This is a genomic window from Anaerohalosphaeraceae bacterium (assembly GCA_035378985.1).
Taxonomy (GTDB): Bacteria; Planctomycetota; Phycisphaerae; order Sedimentisphaerales; family Anaerohalosphaeraceae; genus JAHDQI01.
Window position 1 is genome coordinate 175,101 of record DAOSUR010000001.1, and the last position, 18,157, is coordinate 193,257.

Consider the following 18,157-nt stretch of genomic DNA (forward strand, 5'->3'; position numbering starts at 1 on the left):
CGGTTCGGTGAACGTAGACAGAACAAAAAATTGTTTTTGAGAGCCACGGGGCTGGTTTTCCTTCTCTTTACAGGGACTCGTTTCGTTTACAACGGTATCGTGCTTGTCAGTTCCTTGTTCTTCGGATGCCAATACGGCATCTTTGAAAAAACTACCTATGCTCTCTCTGCGGCTGTGGAGATGCTCTTTTTAGCCGGTCTTTATTATTGTCTTCTGAGGCCAGCAAAGTTCCTGCTCTCCCTGTGCCGTATCCCGCCGCTCGATGAGAGCCATGAAGATATGAACAGAATAATTGCCGCCCTTCTGGTCAAATGTCTGGGGATCTGGTTCTTTCTGTTAGGCCTCAGAGAACTGGTTTTTTTCCTTTTCCTTCTCGTTGGTCATAATCGATCCGGAAACGCCGTTCGGAAATCCCCGTCTGCCGGAGATTCTTCAGCAGCTGTATTTTTCCAAAACTGTGTGGGCAATCGGCAAAGGAGTTCTCTTTTTGCTGGTTGGGTTCTTTTTCTATTCCACAAGAAGTATCCCGAATATTCTGATGGGCCAATCACCCCAACAGTCCTGTTTCAAGACAGATGAGAGAAAACCGTAAAACCATCGGCACACGGGGACATGGCTGAGATTGACCATTCTGCTTCTTTTGTCTCTATACGCTATACAGAAAATCAAATACAGCTGTGAGATTCCGGTTTACCAGGTTTATTCCTCTGTCTGAAACTGTTTATTCAGGAGCATCACCGAATGCCCCTCAGCCGGCAGGAGCTCCTGGAAAAGGGGTACCTGAAAGCGGAAACGGAGAATCAAAAAGAGACTTATGAGGTCCGCTGTGACATCATCGAGGTTGTCAGCCGAATCCCGGCGGACGACACGGAAGGCAAAATGGAGGGAACCTGGTCAAGAGCTCCCTTTGAAAAGTTTTTTATCCGCTACGGAATTAATAAAAATGACCTTGCAGAAAAAAACGGGGTCCTGCTTGACAGAAAGACGGGACAAGCCGTTCTGCTCTTTACAGGCCTCTGGTCGTCTTTGTTATCGAAAACATATCGGAAACTATCGACGGCTTTATATATGGAATTGGTTAAGGCCGGCGAATCTGATGAAGCGAAAGAAGAAGGAAACAGCGTGCACACTTCACCACAGCTACAGCAAAAGGGGTAACCACTTGTGAACTCTATATGGGCAGCATCTCCTGTGATGCCGCTGATATGTGGAAACAAAACCTCGTCTCTCTGAGTTGGATCTATCAATTCCCACTGTCGGACTGCAGGGATTTTGCCGGACGTACTGGAGACGCAATAACCAATACTTGTCCCTGAGGATTTCGAGAATGAAGAACTATCATTCATGGTTTGTTGTTTTTTGTCTTTTTCCTTCCGAAAACAAACGAAGAAATTCGCAAAACGCAAACCGCTTCTCCTTATGGTGCATTGGAAAATGCAATCATTATCGCATTGGACGGCTATTACACCGATGGAGCAACGGCGGAGATGCTGAAGGACTTTGAGTATATATCTTATGGAAACAAATGCGAACTCCCCTACTTTTCTGAATATTACAATAATAGAATAAAAAAGTGATGAAAGAGGGAGAAATCGTCTGGCCAGGCAATTCTCAAAACTGATAGAATTTGGTAATTAACAGAAAGCCAATGTTGCTCGTTTTTGGGGGTCGGTACCGTGGCTGGCCTGGCAGATTCTGGGCAATTATTACGCCTTTACGGGGCGGGAATTGGACCGGGTGGGAATGTCCCAAACGGGATTTTTGGAAATTATGTACTATCGCGCCCGGTATGATGCCCCGGACACCGGCCGGTTCCTCCAGCCCGACCCGCTGGGGAGGAAGAAACAAGAAGTAAGAAGAATGAAAAATTGGGGAAAAACTGCTTTGAAGAGGTTTTTTTCTTGACAAAAGCGGTCTTTTATTGGAAAATGTTTTTCTGATACGAGTGTCGAAGAGGACTCGGCCAAAACAGCCGGATTTCCCTTCTCCTCCCTCGCTCTTTCCAAGCATCTGAAAACAGTAGTTTTGCCGACACCGGCAAAGTGTGGTTTTTTGATTCATAAGGAGGGCAGAAAATGAAGCGAACACTCTTTCTTTTTCCATTTTTCCTGCTGACTGCATCGATTTGTTTTTCCGGCGATTTCTACTGGGCGGAAGCGGTAGACGGTGAAATGGGACAATCAGATAATTGGAATCCGCCGGGGGTGCCGGGGCCCGATGACCTTGTTTATTTTACGCTGCCGAGCGCCTACACCGTCTGGTTCGAATCCGATTACACCCACGACCGAATGACCGTCGACGGTTCAGACCTGACGCTCCAGTTGAACGGCCATACCTATCTGCTGGACGGCACGGCCGACTACAACCGCACTGTCCTTCTTGCCAATACACAATCCAGCGCTTTACGCATCGGCGGAGGAGGTGTTTTCAGCGGTGATCTGCTGATTGGGGACAATGACCCTCAAACCTTTGGAGCCCTTCATCTGAGCGGACCGGATACCTTTTGGATCGGTTATCGAATGGACGGCTGGCACGGCTTTTTTTACGGTGTGCTCGGCTCGGCGCAGGTCTCTGTGACAGATGGGGCCCTTCTGGAACACGGGCATGGCCAGAGCGGCATTGGCGGAAAAGCGGATTTTCTCATCGACGGAGAGGGCACAGAATGGTTTGTCGGCGGCTATTTCGGTATGTCCAACGATGGCGATACAAAAGTGAATCTGAGCAATGGAGCCCGGACAAGATTCGGCTATCTGGAAATGGCCATACATGCTCGTTCCTCCGCCGTCATCGAGCTTATTGGAACTGCCCATCAAACAGAACTGCTTATTGAAAACAATTGGTGGGACCCCATCAGTCTGCGCCTCGGACAGGGCGGCACAGCCGCCGTCAATCTGACCGGCTCCAAACTGCTCCATCTCGGGCATACCGCCATCGCCCTTTATCCCGGCAGCCGCGGAGAACTGAATATTTATGAAGGCTCCTGGGCGGACCTGCAGGGCTCCGTTGCGGTCGGGGGAACCCTGAACAAGCCGGGCGGACAGGGATTGATTTCTTTCTCCGCTGACCTGGACAATGGTTTGTACGCTGAGCTTTCGGCAGCCAATCACCAGGCCGGAGAGCAGATTACAGTCTGGCCGGAGGGGGCGATTCGGATGGACGGCGGGTATATTTCCGCCGAATACAGCCCGGGCATGACCAATCCGATTGTACTCAAAGGAGGAACGCTGGAGGGCTGGGGATGGATTCGAGCCAACGTAGTCAATGAAAGCGGCGTCGTCATGCCCGGTGTCAGCGGAATATGGAAATTTCTGGATGTCATTTACAATTATTATCAGGGACCAAACGGCACTCTGAAAATCGGCATCGGCGGCCCCTCCTTCGCCTGGGACTATTCGGTTCTGACTGCACAAGCCCAGGAAGGCGGACAAGTCGTGCTGGATGGGTACCTCGACGTGGACCTGCTGGATGGTTATGTACCGAATTACGAAGACTCGTTTGCAATTATTGAAGCCAGCCATATCAGCGGCCGGTTTCTCAATGCGGTCTCCGAAGTGATTTTCGAAGAAGGAACGTTTGATATCCTTTACCAGACGGACCGGGTTGTTCTGACGCACTTCCGCAGCGAGCCCCGATGTCCTTCTTATTCCTATGCCGACCTGAACCGGGACTGCCGCGTGACTATGAGCGATTTGGCTGTTTTGGCCGGACAGTGGCTCGAGTGCAGATATGAACCGGGCGATTTTTGTCCGTAATCCGTTATTCTTCGAGGAGGTATCCGAATTTTTCGCGGGCCTCTTTTTTGATGGATTCCATAATCAGCGGAAAGTGCCTGAGCGGTTCGAGCTCTCCCTGAATTCCGGCTCGCCGTTTCAGGGCTCCCGTTTCCAGATAAGGGGACTGGAGGGTGTACACCGCACGAAGGCCGTGCGCTTCCAGCCCGTCCAGATTCGGCCAGGGCAGTGAGACAGGCGGCTGGTCGGTCAAACCCGGAAACCGACAGGGTGTAATCTGACCGGTTTCAAATCCGACATTCATCTGACGGCGGAGGAGTTTATCCGCCGTGAACCACTTGCCCCGCATCCGCTCCAAAAACGCAAGTGCCTGCGAACGGGAAACAACCTGAAGTTCCTGAAGCGTTTGCCGGATTAATTCCGTCATAGCCCGGTTATAATCAGGCACCGTCATCGCCCCGCTCTGGATAGCCCTGACGGCCAGATGAGCCCCCAGAGCGTTTGAATACAAATCCTCCCAGGAAAAAGCAGACTCGTGTTCGGGCTCAATCAGGGCAAAACGCAGCCCCTGCCAGGTGAGCATCTCGTGCCAAACAGAGGAATGATAGGCCACTGCCGGCGCGATAATCACAGCGGCCTCGTGAGCAATCTTCTCCCGCTCAACGCGCGGACGGTTCATCCAGTCTGACGGGTATGTCAGTTGAACCGTATTGGTTGTCAATTCAAAAGCCGGACCGACCTGGAACCGACTTCGTCCGTTAACGACGGCGGCGTAGGCCTTCAGATAGGCATGCCGGGTCAGGTCCGCCGTTCCGCGGAGATGGTCAGGATCGATGGTGCCCCCCCGAAGCGTGTACAAAATCCCATACCCCTCGCGGCCGCCGTATCCGTAGGAATGAGTCCCCAGATTATTGGGGTCGCCGTAATACTGTTTCGGCGTAAATCCCCAGCGCGGGCGAGGTCCGCCGTCCAATCCGCAGCCGCCCAAAACCAAAACAGCAGCAAGTCCCATCGCAGCCGAAAGTCTTTTCCACCAGCAAATCATGGATTGGCCCCCTGCTCACTTCGGCCTGCGGAAGGCTTCGCAGCTGCCGGATTCCTGGGCTTCACGCCGATGTAGCCCGCCTCATAACAAAACTGAAGGATTTGTCTTCCCACCGGAGCGGCATATCCGGAACCGGAAAGTCCGCCGGGCACCGCCACCACAATCACAACGCTGCGGTCCGCTGAATCCTCCGCAAAACATTCGAACCAGGCCATATCCGGGTTTTCCGTTGAGCCGGTCTTGCCGTAAATCTTCAGTTCTCTGCGGAGCGGAAAATCCAGAAAGGTGCTGTAGGCCGTTCCGCCGTCTTCATAAACAGCTGCATGCATCCCTTCCCGAATCACGGAAAGCGTTTTGGGCGAAACAGAAAGAATTTTCTGGTGTTTCTGATTAAATGGGTCATCATCCAGATAAATCAGACGAGGGGGCTTGTAAATCCCGCCGCGAACCAGGGCCGCCAGAGCATTAGCCGCCTGCAAAACAGTCACCCGCAGGTTCCCCTGCCCGATTCCCCAGAACCGCTTTTCCGACTGCCGATTGGAAGGAATCGGGCGAATCTGTTCGGGGCTCGTATAGGGTGTCTGCTGGACACCATATTCGATGCTGCCGTGCGCCTGCGGAAGCGTTCCCCAGGAAACAACCTGCTCTCCGGTCTTCGGATCAACATACTCCACAGGAGAAAGCACACGTCTCCCAAACCCCAACTCAAAAAACCATCGCTGCAGCGCCCCGCTGTCAATCCGGTCAGCCAGGCGGGAAAAATAAATATTGCAGCTGCCGCGCAGAGCATTTCGGGCAATGTTGCCGCCCTCATCCGCCCATCGCCAGTCATGTCCCATCCGGGAGAAGCGTGTCTGGGCCAGGCAGCTGGGCCATCCCTGGGGCGGTGAATGGGCCGGACAGGAGATTATTTCATTCGGGGTAATTTTCTTTTCTTCCAGACCAATAAGCAGAATTAAAGGTTTAATGGTGGAGCCGGGCGGATAATTATCCTCCAGCGCCTTGTGTTTTAGGGGCGTATTAGGGTCCGTTAAAAGCCGACCGGCCATCTGCCGCGCTTTATTCAAATCGTATTGCGGCGTAGAAACTAGGGCGAGGATATCGCCCGTTGCCGCTTCGAGCACAACAGCGGAAGTGCGGCGGCTGACAACAGCGGCCACTTCCGGCGGCAAATCCGGATTCTGGAGATACTTTTCGATGCGTTCCTGCAAATCCACATCCAGCGTCAGCTGAACCGTCCGCCCATACTGCGGTTCTTTCCGCTGAAGCAGATGCCCATCCTTATCATAAACGACTTCTCCCCGACGTCCTCGCAGAATCGGCTCACACATCCGCTCAATCCCTGCTTTGCCGATAAGCTCCCCCTCCAGATAACGCAGGTATTCGTCCTGACTGAAGAGGTCCTTTTCTTCTTCCTGAACCAGTCCAACCCAGCCGATAATCTGACAGGCGGCCGTGCGTCTGGGATAAAAACGCTGGCCGTGCGTTCGGATTTCGACATCTTTCAATCCGCTCAGCTCGGCCTGGGCCTCCACCAGATGGTCGGCGGGAATCTCAAATACCGGATAGGTTTGCTGCATTTCCACCAGACGAACCCCGAGAACATCCGCAGGTTTGAGTTCTTCTTTCTGACGGCGGTAATCTTCTATCGACCCGTTGGGATTGACTCTTCTCCACTGAACGTAACAGCCCATTTCCCAAATCCGATTGTTGATGCGTTCAACCGACTGAATCACTTCTCCGCGGGGGGCACCGATTCGCTCCGCAAACGCCAAAATCCGATTGAGACGATTGAAATCCTCCGCATAGCGTGCCTGAAGATCATAGCGAAGACGCTGGACGGAGAGTCCTTCTTCGAGCCCCTGCCGCTGTATCTGGGCTTCCCAGAAACGCTCATCCAGAAGGCGACAGAGGCGATAATTGACATAGGCATAAAAAACCGGCACATCTTTAGCCAGAACCACGCCCTTGCGGTCGAGAATATTTCCGCGAATCGTCGGCAGCGGCTGGGGCTCCAAGATCTGCTTGTCAGCGATGGCCTGCCGATACTCCTGACAGTGCACAATCTGCAGACTCCCCAGCCGAATTAAACAAATCAATGCGGCTAAAGCAAAAAGGATAATCAGGATAGTTAATCTAACTTTATACATGGCCCAGCCGTATCCCGGAAGAGCGTCCCGGCCGCGGTTTTTTGAGGAACGGCCACAGCCGTTCGAACAGCGGCCACAAAACCGGGACAACTGCCGCCGTATATAAAGCCCGTCCCAGCAGAACCCGCATCGGCAAAACTCCTGCCTGTTCGGTTTTTAAGACAGCCAAACCGTGTGAGGCCGCCATCAAGATCAGCGAGGCCGCCAAAACCGCCGCAATCTGATAAACCGAAGAACGGACATTCAGGAGCCCCTGCATCTGACAAAGCAGCGAACCGGCCAGCCCCCAGCAGACAGTATTGGGCCCCATCACCGGTCCGGCCAAATCCGCCGCAAACCCCAGCAGAAAGGAAAGAATAACCGCTTCAAACGGTTCGGCCCGCAGGGAGGCAAAAATCAGCAGAACCAGCAGAACGCTCGGACGCACCTGGCCGTACCCGAACGCAATCAGATTCAGCAGATTGCCGGCCTCCAGCAGGGCAGCCAGCACTGTCAGCAGAATGAACCAAGACCACCGCATAGACGTCTTTATTTTGCCTCCGCCGTCGAAAGCGGCGGAACAACCACCGCCACAATCTTCTGGGCGTATGCATCATCCACCGGACGAACGGTAATATCCCACAGGAGCGGATGCTCTTCATCCGGACGAACCCGTACGCAGCGGCCGACCACCAGCGGGGTTTCCAGAATCCCCGGCTGCGGTGCGGCGTACACAACATCCCCTTCGCGAATATCATAATCGCGGGACAGCAGCGGAATCCGACAGCCGTTCTTTCCATCACCCGACATTCGTCCGATATATTCCACTTCCGCCCCTTCCCGACGAATCCGGACCTCCATCGTAACCGCGGAATCCGTCAACAGCCGGACCCGAGAAAAACGGGCAGACACCTCCTGAACAATCCCAAGCACACTGTCGCCTTTTTCGGAAAGCACCATTTGTCCGGGAGCCAGACCGTGGTCGCTGCCGCGGCTGATAATCAATTCGTGTCGAATCCCTCTTACAGAGGAACTCACGGGTGCCAGCACCAGTCCCGCCCACGGAAGCGGAACCTCTTTCCGAAACCGAGCCAGCGTTTCATATTCCCGATGAAGAGTATGATATTGGGCCGCAAGATTCTGGTAGGCCTTCCAGAGCCGCTCGTACTCCGCCGCATCAACCGCCTGTCCGCTTTCTGCGGAACTTTGGGCTCGCTGGACTTCAAGGGTTCGCCCCAGCCGCAAAAACGGATCAAAAATGCGAACAAAAAGAAAATTCAGATGGCATGTCAACCGCTGGGGCAGCCAAAGAAGAATAAACCCTGCCAGAAGCAGGGTTACAAACAAAAGGCCCGGTGATAAGTAAATTTTTCGAACGGCCATATCCTATTATCGGTCAACAGCCGCGTCCGCTGTTCCGGACGGACTAATCCCATCCATAGCCGCTTTCATCCAGAACATCTTTCCAGATTTCGAGGTTCTCCAGATAAACGCTGGTGCCTCTGGCCACACAGGTAAGCGGGTCCTCGGCGTGCACGACCTTCAGTCCTGTGGCGTTGGAAAGAACTGTATCCATTCCCCGCAGGAGCGACCCGCCGCCGCACAGATGAACCCCGTTTTCAATCAAATCAGCGGCCAGTTCCGGCTCGGCTCGCTCGAGTGTGCGCATGACTGTTTCGATAATCCCTGCAATCGGTTCTCGGAAGGCCTCGCGGATTTCCTCGCTGGTAATGACGATTTTCCGCGGCAGTCCGGAAATGGTATCCCGTCCGGCCACTTCCATTGTCATTTCCTGCTCAAGGGGCGCCGCCGAGCCGATTTGAATCTTGACCTGTTCGGCTCGGGCCTCACCGATAAGCAGATTATAGGTGCGTTTGAGGTGGTTAATCAGGGCCTCGTCAAAGTCATCCCCCCCGATGCGAATGGATTCGCAGGTACTGATGTCGGCCAGACTCATAATGGCCACCTCCGTGGTTCCGCCGCCGATATCCACAACCATCGAAGCCGTCGGCTCCGTAATCGGCAGCCCCGCTCCAATGCCCGCCGCCATCGGCTCATCCACCAGGTACACCTTGCGGGCCCCCGCCCGCATCGCACTTTCAATCACCGCCCGACGCTCCACGGCCGTGATTCCGCTGGGCACGGCAATTACGATTCGGGGACTCAGAAGGCGTCCGCGGCCGTGAACTTTCCGGATGAAATAACTGAGCATCGCCTCGGTGATTTCAAAATCGCTGATGACTCCGTCTTTGAGAGGACGAATCGCGCTGATGGAACCGGGGGTTTTGCCGAGCATCTCTTTGGCCACCAGCCCCACGGCTTCGCCGTTGTTCAGGACGATATTAGTTCCCTTTCGGACCGCTACCACCGACGGTTCGTTGAGGACGATTCCTTCGTTGCGGACACAGACCAGCGTATTGCACGTTCCGAGGTCTATGCCCATATCCTTGCTGAACCAGCCCACAATCGACTCGAACACGATGACTCCCTTCAAATCCGATAATCGTCATCTCACCGCCGGCGGACCTGCGTGTCCTGAGGGCTTATCGCACCGCCTGGACCGCAAACGACCACATCTGACTGCCGTAATAGAACCAGCACGTCAGCGACACATACACGGCCGTTGCAAAGACAGTCAACCACGCTAAAGCCAGTATCGCTGTATAGACATCGTTTGCGGCGGTCGTATTCTGTTTGGCCATAGTCAATCCGATTTAAAGTTTTGTGCTCGCTGTATCGCCCACCCTCGGCGTCTGCTGAACCAGTTCGAGCACGCCGGCGGACTGATTGATATCTACATGGGTAATCACCACATCACACAAAAACTGGTCGCCTCGGGTAACGTGAAACCGCATATCCTTCTCCACACCGTCCGAGCTTCCCACCGAAAGCGTGACCATATTCGAACGCACTTCCGTCACCAGCCCGCGAATATCCGCTCCGACCGCCGCAGGAGCAGCCGGACGAGCGGGCCCTGGAACCGGCGTTACCACAGCCGCAGGGGCCGAGGCGGCCGGCAAAGTACCGGTCAGCTTGGTTTCCAGTTCCTTCTTCTGCTCGAGCAGACGATGACGGTCGGCCTCCAGCGCCTCCAGCTGAACAATCTTCTCATACAATTCAGAAGTAATCTGGTTGAGCTCTCTGGCGTCTTTGATGCCCTGAGCACGGGCTTCATCCAGCTGGTTTTGCGTCAGGCGGAGCGACTCCTGCAAACTGCGGATGCTCTGCTCAAAACCCGTCAAAACTCCCTTCCAGCTGTCGGCCCGAGCCTGATATTCCTGGCTTTGACGCTCGGCATTCTGCAGGTCGGCCATCAGTTTGGTATTTTGTGCCTGAAGAGCCGCAATTTTTTCCTGAAGCTGTTCCTCCTGAAGCTTCATTTTCTTCTGGAGTTCATCATAAAGACGGTTCAGGTTGGCCACATCCGCCTGTGCGGCACTGTAGAGGTTCTTCTGCTGCTCATAGAGAACCTTATAGTTGTTGGTATTCACAACAAAGGATACCATAGCCCCGCACAGAAAGATAGCGAATAAGGATAATAAGATGACTAAAATTTTTGTTAATGGACTCAATGTAACCTCCGTATCCTGAGCGATTTCACCGCCGCAACAGCGGCATTTTTCAACACCCAAAAACGCAAATTACCAAATAAATATCGGGATTTTAAGTCGGTATTCTTCAGAGGTCAAGACAATTTTATAAGCATCTAAAATATTATTCCGTCAAAAGTTGTGTCTTTTGAAACCAATAAATCCTCCCCAACCAAGGAACGAATCTGCATTATTTCTACATCTGTGCTCCGGAACCTCCCCTTTCCCCTTCACAGATAACTCATTGATTTTTCAAAAGTTACGTCGTCTTATCTCTGAAGCAGGATAGATTTGGCCGCCATCAGCCGGATAAAGGGAGACTTGCTGGTCAAGGCCTTAGACAGGTAGCCGTTCAGAGATGAATCCCTCAGAGTTCCGACAGCAGACACGGCCAATTGGTTGGCTACGGTTGTCTCATCCAGATTCGGTCTGCGTTCAAAATAGTCCTGAACCACCGACAATCCGGAGCGGTCTCCCAATCCCCCCAGCTGTTCTGCCGCAGCCAGCCGAACCTCGAGGACATCATCCTGAAGCATCGTCTGCACGGCCATCAGGGCATCGGGGGTCCCCAGCGCCCCCATACAGCGAATTCCCCAGATGCGGTCATCGTGATATTTGCTGATCAGCAGCGGCCAAATTTTGTCCCGATAGACCTTCGGGTCCTGCAGACGTGCCATAGACTCAACTGTCTGGAAAAGCACTTTTTCATTGGAATTGCCGGCGGTCATCAATTCCCAAAGAAGCGGCAGGTCTTCCCGTTTTCCCATTTTGCCGACCAGAAGAGCGGCATTGGCCGCTACTGTGGGATTGGGATTTTTGAGGGCCTCCAGAATCCGAGCCCTGTACTCAAGAGCCCCAATCCTGGAGAGGCCGTAAGCGGCGGCAATCCGCACATTCGGATTGGAATCCTCCAGCTTCTTCAGCAAGGCCTGCCTGCAGGAGGTGCACTGCATATCCCCCATTGCCACAAGAGCCGCAAAACGAACAGTCACTTTAGGGTCATCGGCTAACTGCATAATTTTTGGAAGAAACATTTCCTGTCGGGTTTGTGCCGCAACTTCAATCGCCGCCGTGCGAACGTAAGAACTGGGATTCTCCAGCCCTTCCTTGACAATGTTCCTTGCCTGCGGCACCATTGCCTGAATTGCAGCAGATGCCGGTTGGTAGACAGGCATCTGAACCGTCGATATCGACGAATCACACCCGGATAAAACAGACCATACGAACAACAAACTAACACCAAACAACCATTTTTTCATATAGGGTTCCCTTTTTTCATCTCCATACAGTTTATCCGCCAGTGCCGCCAGCACAACCCCCAAAAGAGCAATTCCCAACACCCCATCCAGCCGGCGTCCCCAGCGTGTAAACAGAGTGATTCGGGAATCCAGTACAACACGGTCCACAAACCATCCTTCTGCATCCGGCCCCTGGCGTAAAACGGCCTTTGTGGGGAGAGTGCCGGCCAGATATTCGTTGCGGATTTGCCCCAACGGGTCAATCAAACAGCTGATGCCCGTGTTGACGCTGCGAAGAATCGAAATCCGGTTTTCGATACACCGAAAGACCGTGATGGCCATCCGCTGGGCCTGCTCGACCGTCGGATATACTTTGCCGTCTTTGTAGCGAACATACCAGCCGTCATTGCTGATATTAACCAGAAAATCGGCTTTTCGGCCCTCCTTATCCAAAACCATTTTCCGGCATAAGGTCGAATCGGTATCCTCATAACAAATCAGAACACTGAAACTGTATCGTTGGCCTTCTTTCTCAATAGTAAAACGGGTATATTTTTGGCCGGGAGTCAGATTGTAGTCGTAATCATAGGGGCTGAGCTGATGGATAAAGTCATACAGCCGCGGCAGTGTTTGACGGAAGGGAATGTATTCGCCGAACGGGACCAAATGAATCTTGTCATACCGGCTGGGATTTTGCTGACCGTTCGGTTCATACAAAAAAGCGGTATTATACTGGTCGGCCGCAACCGGCTCACCGCTGGAAGTGCTGATGCGGACAGCGTGAGCCCCTACCAGCAAATAGCCGCGGTCTTCCGCAAACTGTCGGATTTGGCGGTCAAACTGACGGGCTGTACTTTCCGGAGGCAGATAATACAGATAGTCCGGATTTAAGGAGGCCAACACCATCGTTTCCGGCCAAGCCGCCATCCATGCACCGGCATTAAAACAGGGTTCGCTCAAGTCCAGGAGGGTTTGAAGAATAGCCGGACCGTTTTCGCTGAGTTCCTTAATATGGGAGGGAATATTGGTCTGGACAGCCCCCACCAGCGGGCTGTCCGATAAAAACCGCTGCGATTGCCGCAGTTGGTAGGCACCATAGAACCAATTCAGCCCCAGCAGCAAACCGACCGCCGCACTTTTTATCAGATTGGCCGACCTGCGAAGCCGTCCGCAAGCCGCATCCATCAGCAGGTCAGCCGCCAGACCGTTCACAGCGGCAATCAGCACCGAGACTCCTAACTGGCCGAAAATATCACAGATTTGAATCATCGTCAGATTGCGGTACTGGCTGTGAGCCAGAAAATACCAGCTGAAACCGGTAAACAGGACACTCTGCCAGGTCTCCGCTCCTGCCACAATCAGCGGAGCCCAAACCGTCAGCGGCCAGGATTTTCGTCGGACAAATCGGACCGCAAAGGCCAGAACAGGCCCATAGCAGGCCTGCACCAGACAAAAAGCCAGATAGCCGGGAAAGGTCACCCCGATGAGCCAGTAGAGGTTCACCAGCCAGTACACCAGCCAGATGCCGTAAACGACAGGCAGAAGGATTTTTAATGTCAGCGGCGGTCGGCAGGCCAGCAGAAAAGGCACCCAGGCGAACCACGCCGCCCACGCCTGGTCATACGGCGCCTGACAAATCGTCAGCAAAAACGCGGAGAGTGCCGGTAAACCAGCTGCCCAAAAAAAAGATTTTATTTTCGGCCCTGACATGGGCATATCTCCGGCAGAAACGACAGAATCAGGTCCGGCTTGTAGTGTTTGCCGTTGTTCATACGAACAGCAAACTGCCGGCAAAGAAGAAAGATTAACTTTTCATTCGTTCGATAGGCATCTGCAGAACGGCCGATTTCAAAAACCAGCCGCTTCAATTCCAGCATTTCATGCATCGACAGACCGCTGAAAGTTCTGCTTTTTTTCACGTCAGCCAAACGCCTTCGAGTGTTTTCAACATACTCCTCGGAAATATCAATCCCGCAATACTCTCGTCCAAGCTGAAACGCCGCGGCCGCCGTCGTGCCCGAACCGATAAAGGGGTCCAGCACACAATCGCCGGGATTGGAGCTGGCGGAGATAATCCGGGCCAGAAGGAGTTCGGGCATCTGACACGGATGCCAGCCTTGCCGTTCGCGAAATGTCCCGCATACACGTGAATAGGTATTCCACACATCATCCGGCAGCTTGCCGCAGGACTGGGCACGCTTGTCATTGTAAACCAACTGACGGTCAGAAGGAACTCGAACAGCCCAATCATTGAAGGTGAATTGCTGAGGATTTTTTACAAAGTAAAAGATGTGGGTATGGGAGCGGGCGAATTTGTTTCGGGTCTGCTGGCCGAAGGTATAATGCCAGATAATCCAGTTGCGCAGCGTCAGGCCCAGGTCCTCTCCAATCAGCCGCACGTGAGCAGCATAGTCATCTCCGATGGCAATATAGAAGGAACCGGTCGGCTTGAGCACACCCAGACAGGCACTTATCCAGTCGCGTGTCCAGGCCAGATACCGGTTCTTTTCAACCCGGTCGCGGTATTTATCGTACTGATAGCCGATATTGAACGGCGGGTCGGCGAAAATTAAATCCGCAAAAGGTTCATTCACCTTCCGCAGGATTTCAATACAGTCTCCGCACAGGATGGTATTTCGGAGGTTTTGCATGCCGGACATCTTACCGCCGGCGGTGTGATTTTCAAGCCGGAACCACGCCGGCCTCAACCAAAGACCGGCTCAGCGGATGCGGAGGGGTTTTTGGGTTCGAAGGACTTTGCCGGTCAGATAATCCGTAAACTCCACCTTTACGGTCAACTCGCAGGCCTTTTCCGGCAGAATCGCCTCAACATTCCACATCAGCCGATAGTAAGCCCCCATCAGCGAACGTCCCCATTTCGTTTTCAGCTCTTCCGCACCGACCGTCCACAAACCAAGCAGATGTTCCCCCGCCGAAACATCCAGATGCCAAAGAGAGACATGAACTTGTCCCGGGGCTTTTACCACATCCCCCGCCTGGTCGACGGGCTCCAGATGCACCCGCAGGGTTTCAACCTTCCCGTCTCGATTTTCATCGGTCAGGGCGGTGCCTTTGGCCAGGCGAATCTGCATCAGCCGATCGAGGGCCGACAGACGAAGGGCCGGATTCAGGGAAGACAGCATGCTGCACTGTTCGAGCAGCTGGCGGTTTTCTTCTTCCAGCCGTTCGGCTTTCGTTTCAAGCTGGTTTTTGGCGGCCTGAAGGTCGCGGACCTGCTGCCAGAGAGCGGTTTGAGACGGCGGAGTTGAACAGCCGACTGTCCAAACGACTGCCGTCAAAACCAGAATAGTCATCAGCCGCCCGGTCATAACAGCCCTTTCCGAAGCATTAGTCGGCTTCGTCCGACTCCGTTTTGGTCTTCGGCAGAACCGCCGGGGCCTTCTGGAGGATTTTGTCCGCCAGACCATACGCCACGGCCTCTTCGGCCTCCAGCCAGAGATTGCGGTCGCAGTCCTTTTCAATCTGTTCCGGAGTTTTGCCGGTGTGGAACGACAAAATCTGATAAAGCCGTGTGCGCAGCCGCAGGATTTCCTTGGCTTCAATTTCAATATCGGTGGCCGCTCCGGTCATCACTCCCGAAATCAGCGGCTGATGCAGGAGCACGCGGCTGTTGGGCAGAATAAACCGTTTTCCCGATGTCCCCCCCGCAAAAAGCACCGCCCCCATGCTGGCGGCCTGACCGACACAATAGGTCGCGACAGGACACCGCAGGAACCGCATCGTATCATAAATCGCCAGACCCGCCGTAATCACCCCGCCGGGAGAATTGATATAAAAATGAATATCCGCCTCGCTGTCCTCATTGCTCAAAAAGAGCATCTGAGCAATAATCAGGTTGGCGACTTCATCCTCAATCTGGCCGCCCAGAAAGATAATCCGGTCCTTCAGCAGGCGGGAAAAGATATCATAGGCCCGCTCGCCGCGGCCGGTTTTCTCGATCACAATCGGGACAAGATTCTGATTGACTCGCATAGATTCCTCACGGATGAGTAGAAAGATTTCAGAGGACCGGTTTTTGCTTTTTCTCTTCCGGATGCTCCTGAAGCACATCATCGATCAGACCGTATTCCTTGGCCTCCTGAGCGGTCATATACTTGTCGCGTTCGGTTTCCTGCGCGATTTTCTCGACGGGCTGTCCGGTGTGAAAGGCCAGGATTTCATTAATCATCTTTTTGGCCTTCAGAATCTCTTCGGCCTGGATTTTGATGTCGGCGGCCTGTCCGCTGACGCCGCCCCAGGGCTGATGAAGCATCACTTTGGCATGCGGCAGGGCATACCGCCGGCCCTTGGTGCCCGCTGCCAGAATCACCGCCGCTCCCGACTGGGCCCGGCCGATGCAGTAGGTCGCCACCGGAGAGCCGATAAACCGCATTGTATCATAGATGGCCATCGTGTCGTCCACGCTGCCGCCCGGAGAATTGATGTACAGACTGATTTCCACGCCGCGCTTCAGATTGTCCAGGTACAGCAGCTTCATAATCACTTCGGTGGCCAGCCGGTAGGAAATCTCCCCGATCATAAACACAATCCGGTTTTCCAGCAGCAGGTCGTCGAGCGTCATTTCGCGGGTGCGCTGATAACCCGGTCCCTGCAGGTGCGGGTCGAAGGCAAACGGCCGCTGCGGCTCTGACTGGTTGAGCGGATACAGCATCATTTCCATCCTGTTCTTGTTTTTGAAGGTTCCAGCTGTTTTTCTATCGGACGAACGCCGCTCCGGCAGGCCCGGAAGACCTGCCGGAACGACGACTATATCGGACAATCCGCCGCCCTACTTTTCCTCTTTCTGGTCCTTTTTGGCGGCTTTGGGTTTGCGTTTGGCCTGCGTTTCTTCGCGGCTCTTGTGCTTTTCCGCCGTTTCTTTTTCTTCCTTTTTAGCGGCAGCCTCGTGTTTTCCTTCCGTCTTCTTTTCCGCCCGCTTGCGGGGCTTGTGGACCTCTTCCGCTGCAGGGGCGGGAATTTCTTCGGTCTCTATGATTTTGGCCTTCTCGAGAATCTTCTCGATGCACTTCTGTTCTCGCACCTGCAGAGCAAACTGGGCCAGCGAGCCGTCTCGAGCCAGCTCTTCCCGCATCTTTTCCGGCCGCCGACCTCGCTGGGCCGCCACGGCCGCAATATGACCGTTGATTTCCTCTTCCGTTACTTCGATGCCGAACTGGTCGGCAATCTTGCTCATGATGAAAAACAGCTTCAGCTGTTCTTTGGCCTGCTGGTCGGAGCTGGCCCGCAGCTGGTCCATCTGCTGCTCGATTTCCTCTTTGGAAACGCCCTGCATCAGCAGATTAACATAGCGCCGCTGCAGGATAGCCAGAGACTGATCGGCCGCCATATCCGCCGGCAGATCGAAATCGATGTTCTTCTGCAGATAGGCATAAACCTGGTCCACCATGGCCGCCCGGGCCTGCCGCTCCGTGGCGGTTTCCAGATAATCCCGAACCCGCCCTTTGAGCTCATCGAGCGTACTGACGCCGAAACGGCTGAAAAACTCCTCGTTCAGTTCAGCGGGCTTGAGCATCTTGACTTCTTTGACGGTAATCTTTATGTCAACCTTCTTGCCGCGGAAGCGTTCATTAAAATAGGTGGACGGCACGTCCACTGTAACGGTGCGCTCATCGCCATGTTTGGCCCCACGGAGCAGCTCCGCCAGTCCTTCCACCGGAACCCCCGCCACAAAACCGGGGTCGCGGACAAAGATTTCGATGCTGTCCTGTTTGTCCTGTCCCTCTTCCCCTTCCACATGCACAATCACATCGGCAATGACCTGGTCGCCTGCTTCCACAGCCTCTTCTTTGGGCACCCACATCCCGGAACGTTTCCGCATGGATTCGATTTCCTCCTGGATGCTCTCCTCAGTCACTTCAACCTTGGGCTTGCGGATTTCGATGCCTTCCAGATTGGGCAGTTCAAATTCCGGACGCACTTCCACTTCAAAACTGTACACCAGCGGACCGCTGTCCGGCAGGGTGATTTCCTCGTGCTTGATATCCGGATCGCCCAGGTAATCCACTTTATTGTCTTTCAGAGCCGCCTCCGCAGATTCAGCCATCAGCTGAAGTTTCACCTGATTGCGGACATCGGTGCCGAATCGTTTCTCAAGCAGACGAATAGGAGCGCGGCCTCTTCGGAACCCCGGAATAATGACATCCTGTCGAAGTTCTTTATATTTTTCATCCAGAAGAGCTTTTATTTTCTCCTCGGGGACCTCCACGGTAACCTTTTTCTTACAGGGACCAATATCCTCGATTTTTACCACGTTGGGTACTGTGGGCTGATCTTGGGTTTCGTTTTGCTGATTATCCTTGGATTCTTCCGCCATTTGAGGACTCCTAAGTTTTTATTTTTCTTGCTCTTATAACAAAAACGGCCGCCGAAATATCCTTTCGCCGACCTCAAGTTCCATCCTTCC

The 18,157-nt window shown here is 53.7% G+C and carries 16 protein-coding genes; 3 read left to right on the forward strand and 13 right to left on the reverse strand.

The features are described 5' to 3' along the window. Positions 1–36 precede the first annotated feature (36 nt). The 3 genes from PKY88_00860 (at position 37) to PKY88_00870 (ending at position 3,752) form a co-directional block, all read left to right on the forward strand. Positions 37–579 carry a hypothetical protein gene (locus PKY88_00860; protein ID HOQ03751.1) on the forward strand — a complete coding sequence of 181 codons (543 nt, stop codon included), beginning with the start codon at positions 37–39 and terminating at the stop codon, positions 577–579. Between the two features lie 300 nt (positions 580–879). After that, on the forward strand, positions 880–1,158 hold the full coding sequence (locus PKY88_00865; protein HOQ03752.1) for a hypothetical protein: 279 nt from the start codon (positions 880–882) through the stop codon (positions 1,156–1,158). A gap of 917 nt (positions 1,159–2,075) precedes the next feature. Then, on the forward strand, positions 2,076–3,752 hold the full coding sequence (locus PKY88_00870; GenBank protein HOQ03753.1) for a hypothetical protein: 1,677 nt from the start codon (positions 2,076–2,078) through the stop codon (positions 3,750–3,752). 4 nt (positions 3,753–3,756) lie between these two features. Here PKY88_00870 and PKY88_00875 read toward each other — a convergent pair whose 3' ends face one another. The 13 genes from PKY88_00875 to tig all read right to left on the reverse strand — a co-directional run bounded on the left by PKY88_00875 (position 3,757) and on the right by tig (position 18,067). Continuing rightward, positions 3,757–4,776 (reverse strand): DUF4056 domain-containing protein, encoded by a 1,020-nt coding sequence (locus tag PKY88_00875; protein ID HOQ03754.1) that lies wholly within the window; start codon positions 4,774–4,776, stop codon positions 3,757–3,759. Continuing rightward, positions 4,773–6,926, reverse strand: coding sequence for a penicillin-binding transpeptidase domain-containing protein (locus PKY88_00880; GenBank protein HOQ03755.1), 2,154 nt, complete (start codon positions 6,924–6,926; stop codon positions 4,773–4,775). The genes PKY88_00875 and PKY88_00880 overlap by 4 nt, the downstream gene beginning before the upstream one ends. Beyond that, positions 6,919–7,446 (reverse strand): rod shape-determining protein MreD, encoded by a 528-nt coding sequence (gene mreD, locus PKY88_00885; GenBank protein ID HOQ03756.1) that lies wholly within the window; start codon positions 7,444–7,446, stop codon positions 6,919–6,921. Before mreD ends, PKY88_00880 begins: the two co-directional genes overlap by 8 nt. A gap of 8 nt (positions 7,447–7,454) precedes the next feature. Beyond that, the gene (gene mreC / locus PKY88_00890) at positions 7,455–8,288 is read right to left on the reverse strand and encodes a rod shape-determining protein MreC (GenBank protein HOQ03757.1); all 834 of its coding nucleotides are present in this window, start codon (positions 8,286–8,288) and stop codon (positions 7,455–7,457) included. A 43-nt stretch (positions 8,289–8,331) separates the two neighbouring features. Beyond that, positions 8,332–9,384, reverse strand: coding sequence for a rod shape-determining protein (locus PKY88_00895; protein HOQ03758.1), 1,053 nt, complete (start codon positions 9,382–9,384; stop codon positions 8,332–8,334). Between the two features lie 64 nt (positions 9,385–9,448). After that, positions 9,449–9,607 (reverse strand): hypothetical protein, encoded by a 159-nt coding sequence (locus PKY88_00900; protein ID HOQ03759.1) that lies wholly within the window; start codon positions 9,605–9,607, stop codon positions 9,449–9,451. A gap of 12 nt (positions 9,608–9,619) precedes the next feature. Beyond that, on the reverse strand, positions 9,620–10,411 hold the full coding sequence (locus tag PKY88_00905) for a hypothetical protein (protein HOQ03760.1): 792 nt from the start codon (positions 10,409–10,411) through the stop codon (positions 9,620–9,622). A 353-nt stretch (positions 10,412–10,764) separates the two neighbouring features. Beyond that, positions 10,765–13,380, reverse strand: a complete 2,616-nt coding sequence (lnt, locus tag PKY88_00910; GenBank protein HOQ03761.1) for an apolipoprotein N-acyltransferase — start codon at positions 13,378–13,380, stop codon at positions 10,765–10,767. Between the two features lie 44 nt (positions 13,381–13,424). Then, positions 13,425–14,393, reverse strand: coding sequence for a DNA methyltransferase (locus tag PKY88_00915; GenBank protein HOQ03762.1), 969 nt, complete (start codon positions 14,391–14,393; stop codon positions 13,425–13,427). Between the two features lie 60 nt (positions 14,394–14,453). Beyond that, positions 14,454–15,062, reverse strand: coding sequence for a hypothetical protein (locus tag PKY88_00920; GenBank protein ID HOQ03763.1), 609 nt, complete (start codon positions 15,060–15,062; stop codon positions 14,454–14,456). Between the two features lie 19 nt (positions 15,063–15,081). After that, the gene (locus PKY88_00925; GenBank protein HOQ03764.1) at positions 15,082–15,726 is read right to left on the reverse strand and encodes an ATP-dependent Clp protease proteolytic subunit; all 645 of its coding nucleotides are present in this window, start codon (positions 15,724–15,726) and stop codon (positions 15,082–15,084) included. A gap of 28 nt (positions 15,727–15,754) precedes the next feature. Continuing rightward, positions 15,755–16,408 carry an ATP-dependent Clp protease proteolytic subunit gene (locus tag PKY88_00930; protein ID HOQ03765.1) on the reverse strand — a complete coding sequence of 218 codons (654 nt, stop codon included), beginning with the start codon at positions 16,406–16,408 and terminating at the stop codon, positions 15,755–15,757. 114 nt (positions 16,409–16,522) lie between these two features. Beyond that, entirely contained in the window at positions 16,523–18,067 is a 1,545-nt protein-coding gene (tig, locus tag PKY88_00935) for a trigger factor (GenBank protein ID HOQ03766.1), read from the reverse strand. Positions 18,068–18,157 lie beyond the last annotated feature (90 nt).

Coding starts and splice junctions, on each gene's coding strand:
- PKY88_00875 (HOQ03754.1), bottom strand. CDS start 4,776: ATGATTTGCTGGTGGAAAAGACTTTCGGCTGCGATGGGACTTGCTGCT.
- mreD (HOQ03756.1), bottom strand. CDS start 7,446: ATGCGGTGGTCTTGGTTCATTCTGCTGACAGTGCTGGCTGCCCTGCTG.
- PKY88_00865 (HOQ03752.1), top strand. CDS start 880: ATGGAGGGAACCTGGTCAAGAGCTCCCTTTGAAAAGTTTTTTATCCGC.
- PKY88_00915 (HOQ03762.1), bottom strand. CDS start 14,393: ATGTCCGGCATGCAAAACCTCCGAAATACCATCCTGTGCGGAGACTGT.
- PKY88_00870 (HOQ03753.1), top strand. CDS start 2,076: ATGAAGCGAACACTCTTTCTTTTTCCATTTTTCCTGCTGACTGCATCG.
- PKY88_00880 (HOQ03755.1), bottom strand. CDS start 6,926: ATGTATAAAGTTAGATTAACTATCCTGATTATCCTTTTTGCTTTAGCC.
- PKY88_00920 (HOQ03763.1), bottom strand. CDS start 15,062: ATGACCGGGCGGCTGATGACTATTCTGGTTTTGACGGCAGTCGTTTGG.
- PKY88_00925 (HOQ03764.1), bottom strand. CDS start 15,726: ATGCGAGTCAATCAGAATCTTGTCCCGATTGTGATCGAGAAAACCGGC.
- PKY88_00900 (HOQ03759.1), bottom strand. CDS start 9,607: ATGGCCAAACAGAATACGACCGCCGCAAACGATGTCTATACAGCGATA.
- PKY88_00930 (HOQ03765.1), bottom strand. CDS start 16,408: ATGATGCTGTATCCGCTCAACCAGTCAGAGCCGCAGCGGCCGTTTGCC.
- mreC (HOQ03757.1), bottom strand. CDS start 8,288: ATGGCCGTTCGAAAAATTTACTTATCACCGGGCCTTTTGTTTGTAACC.
- tig (HOQ03766.1), bottom strand. CDS start 18,067: ATGGCGGAAGAATCCAAGGATAATCAGCAAAACGAAACCCAAGATCAG.
- PKY88_00905 (HOQ03760.1), bottom strand. CDS start 10,411: ATGGTATCCTTTGTTGTGAATACCAACAACTATAAGGTTCTCTATGAG.